This window comes from Kocuria sp. HSID17590, assembly GCF_003989485.1.
GTDB lineage: Bacteria > Actinomycetota > Actinomycetes > Actinomycetales > Micrococcaceae > Kocuria > Kocuria salsicia.
Genome location: NZ_RBMB01000014.1, coordinates 69,737 through 75,777, shown reverse-complemented (window position 1 = coordinate 75,777; position 6,041 = coordinate 69,737). Strand labels below are relative to the sequence as shown.

Genomic DNA, 6,041 nt, shown 5'->3' with positions numbered 1-6,041 from the left:
GGTGAGCGGGCGACGTCGTCGGCCGTTGCTGTGCCGCAGGGCTCTCCCGTGGACGCCGCGGACGGCGTGTGCCACTACTTCGGGGTGGGCGCCTACGGGCGTCCGCTCGAGGACGCGGTGACGCGCGGTGTGCGCTTCGCCGCCGAGTCGCTCGCGTTCGCGGTGCCGCCCGAACCGCCGGTGGTGCGGGCCCAGTTCGGCACGGACGCCCCGCTCGACGGCGACGAGACGGCGGCCGCGTGGCGTGCCGGCCTCGCCCGGGACCCCGGTGCCGCCTGGACCTTCGCGGACACCACGAACACCTACGTGCACCGCCTGTTCCTGGACCGGGACAGCGATCCGGACGCCGGTCTCGCCGTTCCCGCGCGCCCGGTGCCGGAGGACTCGATCGGCGGCCACGCACGGCGGCTGGAGCTCGAACGGGCCACGCTGGCCCACGTTGTCCAGCGGACCTTCGCGCAGTGGCGCGCGGCGGACTCGGCGTGCCGGGGAGCGCTCGTGCTCTCGGCGACGTCCACGGCACCGGGCGCTGGATGGGGTGTCCTGGACGTCACCGGTCGCCCGACGGCCGCGTGGTACGGCATGCGCCGCGCCTGCGCGCCGGTGGCCGTCTCGTTTGTACCGGCGGGCGGGGACGGGCTGCCCGTGCACGTGTGGAACGACCGGCCGGAGGCGTTGGAGGCAACCCTGCGGCTCACCGTGGCGACCGTGCGCGGGGGCAGCCAGCCCGCCGTCGACGTCCCCGTCATGGTCCCCGCCCACGGGGAGACGGTGGTGCGCGCGGACCTCGCGGACGGCACCTTCCGGGACCTCGACAACGCCTACGGCTTCGGGGACCGGGAGTACGACGCCGTGTCCGCCGTTCTCCTGGACGCCCGCGGCCGCGTGCTGGCCCGGGACGCGCACCTCAGCGGTGGGCCGCGCCGCAACGACGCCGCGGACCCCGGACTGAGCGCACGGTGGGTGCGCACGGGGCCTGACGAATGGGGTGTGGTCGTGACGGCCGAGGGGCTCGCCCGCTTCGTGGCCCTGGACCTACCGGTTCGGGCGGGAGGAGCAGGCGCCACGGGGACGGCCGCAGGCCTGGATACCGCAGGGACGGGTGCACGCACGGACCAGCCAACCGTGGACAGACTCGACACCGGGACGACCGCGGTGGCGGCGGACGCCTGGGGAGAGCCGGACCCGGTGGCCGAGGACGGCTACGTGCACGTGCTCCCCGGCGAGACCGTGGTGCTGCCCGTGAGCGGCGAGGTCACCGGGGCCGTTCGCGCGGCGACCCGCGTGCGCACGCTCGGCGCTGACCCGGTGGCCGTCAGCGAGAACTGAGACGGTCCCGGTTCCCGCGGTCGGCGGAAAGCCCTGCCGCAGGAACCTGGACCGTGCCCGGGAGCGCCGCTCTCAGCGCAAGACGCCGGCGGACGCCGTCAGATGCTCCACGGTGAACTCCGCCATGGCGCGGCGGGCCGCGGTGGAGAACATCGAGTGGTCCAGCGAGTCCACCACCAGCACGGCGGAGCGCGGGCCGATCCGCCCGGGCTCGACACCGCAGAACTCGGCGTCCAGCGCGCCGAAGACCGCGTTCACCGTGAGACCCGGGACCCGGTCCAGGCGGCGCAGCTCGGGCCGCGGGACGTCGATGATCCCGAGGGTCGCCGCGAGGGAGTTCACGCGCGGGGACGCCGCGTGCGCCTTCGCGCGGGTGCCGCGGACCACCGTGCGGGCCACGTTGCCCACCTGGGTGGTCAGGGTCCGGCGCAGGGAGCCGAGCGTCGAGGCGCCCGGTGCGGCGGCGTCGTCGTCGGTCGAGGGCGAGGCAGGGGGGGCGGCCGCGGTGGGGTCCTCGCCCGGCACGCGCGGGGCCAGCGGACCCTCCGTGAGGCCCTGGCGCCAGTAGCGCCACGGCTGACGCTGCCACGCCACGTTGTTGATCACGTGCAGGGTGGTGCGGGCGCTGACCTGCGCGGGAAGCTCGTGCGCGGCGGCCATCAGGCCCCACGCCCCCAGGCAGATCCCGGCGGCGGTCACCGGTCCGTCCGTGAGGGAGGCCACGAGCAGGATGAGCTCCCGGCACTCGGCCACCGTGCGGCGGTCGTAGGGGTTCGAGTTGCGGGTGCGGTCCGAGCGGACCAGCTCTCCGGTGTCCGTGCGCTCTGCGAGCACGCACACGGCTCCGTGGGAGGACGCCAGCAGCGCGGTGTCCAGCCACAGCCCGCCCGCCGCCTCCATGGCGTCCGAGCCGGGGGAGACCAGGCCGAGCCCGGGGGCGTCCGCGGCGCGCTCCAGCGGCTCGGTGACGATTCCCGGGCGGCGGTCCGCGCCCACCTCGATCCGCCGCAGCCGCACGGTGGTGCCGCCGATCTCCACGGTGGCCTGCTGCGCGGGCTCCGGCGCAGTGGTGCCCTCGTTGTGGGCGGGTGCGTGCTCGGACAGGGCAGCGACGACGGCGCCCGTCACGCCGGGCGGCACGGTGGCCACCCGCGGGTGGACGTTGAGCGGGAGGGGGCCGGTCTCCTCCTCGCCCAGGATGCTGATGCCCCGCGCCGGGTCCGCCGCGGGAGCGGGGACGGTCTTGACGGCCGCGGCTCCCTCCGCCGTGAGGTGCAGGTCGAGTAGCTCGGTGCCCCCCGCAACGCGCGGGGGCAGGCTCTGCCCGGCCATGCGGCGCAGCGCGCTCTGGTGGCGCAGCCACTGCTTGCCGGACACCGGCGCCATCACCACGCGCTGCGCCCAGCCCTCGTCATCGTCCGCCGCCAGGTAGGCGCCGGCCACGCCGATGCCCACACCGTGGACCGGTTGGCCCTGGCCCGCCCAGTCGCGCACCGCGGTCAGGTCCTCGGACCAGTGCTGTGCGTCCGTCACGTCCTTGGAGGCGGGGCTCTGCCCGGTACCGGACCAGTCGAAGCGCACCACGCACCAGCCGTCCGCGGCCAGGGCGCGCGCGGTGTGCAGGACCGTGCGGGTCAGCGTGACGCGCTCACGCCCGGGAGGGGCGGCTAGCACGATGCTCGCGCCACGCGCCGGCGCGGCGGGCTCGTGGACGTCGACCGCGAGCAGACGGTCCCCCGCGGGGATCCAGCCGTGGCTCACGGGTGTCTCGACGACGGCTGCCCCGTCCGTCCCCGAGCCGTGCACGGGCCGCAGGGCGCGGCCGAGACCTGAAAGCGTCAACAATGGTTTCTCCCCCGTGATCGTGGTGCGTCGAGACCCCGCCGTCGGTGACCCCTCACCGATCTCCCCCGGGGCCGTGAAAACTCGCTCCCGACAGCACATTTCTGTCCTCATCCTAGCGGCCGGGGGCGAGCCGGGGCCGCCCTGTCCTCGCCCCCACTTTGGTGTGCACCCGCACAGGGTGCCCTCGGACCCCGCCTTCGGGTACCTCCCGGGGAGCCCTTCCACGGATCCCGTTCTCGTGCCCGAGCCGGCGGGTGGCATCGCCGAGTGACCGCCCCTCGTGTGTGCGGCAGTCACCTGGGGTGTCTCCCATGAGTTTGCTGATTGACGCGCGATTGTGGGCGTGTGGCTGCTGCTGTTGCTTCTCCAACTCGTCGTCTGGCAGATGCGCAGTGGGCGCTGATCGGCCCGTTGCTGGCGTCGAACACGGGGCGGCGAGGGCATCCGTTCCGTGACGATCGCCGGGGCCGTCGATAGGAGGAGTCGGCATCCACCATCTGATCCACGACACGGCCGCGCTGCCCCACCCCGGGCGGAGAGCGGCGACCTCGAAGGGCCCGGAGGAGCACGACGTTCCTCCGGGCCCTTCCCGTCTCACCGCACGTCGATCCCGAAGACGCGCTTGACCGCGGTGACCACGTGGCGGCCGTAGCGCTGGGACGAGGGCGTGGAGGAGAACGGCAGGAACCGGCCGGGGGCGTCCGGGTGGGTGATCTTCCCGTGGGTGGGCCCGGAAGTGGTGACCTCGAAGCCCGCGCCGCGCAGCCGCTCGAGCAGCTCCCGACGGTTCGTGGGGTAGCGGGTGCCCCCGCCGCCCGGCTTCGCGCCGGTGCGTTCGAGGGAGTCGGCGGTATCCGCCCAGGTCTCGTCCGGGCGCCGGGCGATCGCCCAGCCGCTGCGGTAGATCCCCACCACGCGGTGCTCCGCGCGCATCACCTGCACGCACAGCTGCCCGCGCACGTAGTAGTCGGTGCGTCCCAGGTCCGCGGTCCACGTGTCCTCGGGCTGGGCCACCACAGCCCGCAGCGCCTGCTCGCTGACGTCCCAGACTCCCTGCGCGTGGACCCCCTCGGCGGGGACGTCCAGTGCGGACGGTTCCGTGGCGGCCGAGTCCACGGTGTAGAACGCGTTCTCGGGTGTGCCGGTCTCCGGGGCCATCCCCGCCCGCAGCCGTTCCACGAACCGGGCAAGCTGCGGGTCCACGGTGAGCTGCGGGGTCGTCGTCCCGTCCGCGTTTCCTGCGGTCTCCGTCCGGTCGGCGCCCGCAGAAGGCACGGACCGTGGGCCCGGCCCCGGTTTCGGGGTTCCACCCGGCGCCCTGCGGTCAGCCGGGGGCTGCCCACCGGAGGATGCGGGCGGCGTCGTGCGCGCACCCTTCGGCCGGGGCCCACCCGCGGGCGGGGATGGTCTGTGCGCGCCACCGGGGACCTGCCCACCGCTGGACGACGACGCCGGCTCCGCACCGCCCGCGCCTTGCTCACCGGCAGCGGCGGGGGACGGGCGCCACGACGTATAGTCCACCGGGCGCACGCTGCGGGCGGGGTCCGTGCGGCCGCGCATCACGGCGGGGGTGGGGCGCGGGGTGCTCATGGTGATTGTCCTGTGCTGGGAGAGGGGGGCGGAGGTCCATGTCACCGTGCCACGATCCCGGGGCGAATGCCAGGCGCGGGCGGCGTCCCGGTCCCACCGGCCCTGCGCCGTACACTCGGGCGGATGGAGTGCGGATACTACAACCGGGACCTGTGCCACTCGTGCACCGCGATCGAGGTGGCCTACGGGCGGCAGCTGGAGCGCAAGCAGGAGCTGGTCCGGGGGCTGGTGGACCCGCTCGGGAGCCCACGCTGGCTGGCGCCGGTGGCGTCCGCGGAGGCGGGGTTCCGCAACAAGGCCAAGATGGTCGTCGCGGGGGAGGTGGGCGCGCCCACCCTCGGAATCCTGGACGGCACCCGCGGCACGGACCTTCGGGACTGCCCGCTGTACCCCGCACCGGTCACCCGCGCCCTGCACGCGCTCGGGGAGTTCATCTCGCGGGTGCGGCTGCTGCCCTACGACGTCGCCAAGCGGCGCGGCGAGCTCAAGCACGTGGTGGTCACCGGCAGCCCCGAGGGGCGGCTCATGGTGCGCTTCATGCTGCGCAGCACCCGCCAGCTGCCCAAGATCCGCGAGAACATGGACCTGCTGCACGAGCTCGTGCCCGCGGCGGACGTCGTCTCCGTGAACCTGCAGCCGGAGCACAAGGCCGTGATCGAGGGACCCGAGGAGATCCTGCTGACCGAGCGGTCCGAACTGGTCATGACGGTCAACGGGATCGGCCTGCGGGTGCGCCCGCGCTCCTTCTTCCAGACCAACACCGCGGTCACGGAGCGGCTCTACGCCCAGGTGGCCGAGTGGGTCAGCGCCGCGGATCCCGTGAGCGTGTGGGACCTCTACTGCGGGGTGGGCGGATTCGCCCTGCACGTGGCGGACCCCGCCCGCGAGGTGGTGGGCACCGAGATCTCCCCGGAGGCCGTGGCCTCCGCCCGGGACACAGCCCGCGCCATGGGACTGCCGGAGGCCGGCCCCGGCTCCGTTCGCTTCCTTGCCGACGACGCCGCCGCGACACCCGCGGACCTGCCCGGCACCCCGGAGCTCGCGATCGTGAACCCGCCGCGCCGCGGTCTGGACGCCTCCCTGTGCGCGTGGTTGGAAGGGTCCGCCGTGGGCCACGCCGTCTACTCGTCCTGCAACGCGAAGACCCTGGCGAGGGACCTGCGGCGGATGCCGTCCCTGCGGCCCGTGGAGGCCAGGCTGCTGGACATGTTCCCCCACACCGGCCACTACGAGGCCGCAGTGCTGCTGCGGCGCGACTGAGCGGTCGCGCGGGCGGT

The 6,041-nt window shown here is 74.6% G+C and carries 3 protein-coding genes and 1 pseudogene; 2 read left to right on the top strand and 2 right to left on the bottom strand.

Translation table 11 applies throughout. The annotated features are described in order from the left end of the window. Window positions 1-1,329 (top strand): annotated as a pseudogene (locus D8M39_RS12620) (hypothetical protein); the annotation flags it as partial. Window positions 1,330-1,401: 72 nt separating this feature from the next. Here the strand turns inward: D8M39_RS12620 and D8M39_RS06745 are convergent. After that, entirely contained in the window at window positions 1,402-3,171 is a 1,770-nt protein-coding gene (locus D8M39_RS06745) for an alpha/beta hydrolase (RefSeq protein ID WP_238693990.1), read from the bottom strand. Between the two features lie 597 nt (window positions 3,172-3,768). Next, a complete protein-coding gene (locus D8M39_RS06740) occupies window positions 3,769-4,449 on the bottom strand; it encodes a hypothetical protein (RefSeq protein WP_238693989.1) in 681 nt (226 codons plus the stop codon). Window positions 4,450-4,887: 438 nt separating this feature from the next. Here D8M39_RS06740 and rlmC point away from each other — a divergent pair, with 438 nt between their 5' ends. Next, window positions 4,888-6,024, top strand: a complete 1,137-nt coding sequence (gene rlmC, locus D8M39_RS06735) for a 23S rRNA (uracil(747)-C(5))-methyltransferase RlmC (RefSeq protein ID WP_126874686.1) — start codon at window positions 4,888-4,890, stop codon at window positions 6,022-6,024. Window positions 6,025-6,041 lie beyond the last annotated feature (17 nt).

Excerpts from the sequence above, each read along its gene's own strand:
- rlmC (WP_126874686.1), top strand. The coding sequence starts at position 4,888 with ATGGAGTGCGGATACTACAACCGGGACCTGTGCCACTCGTGCACCGCG.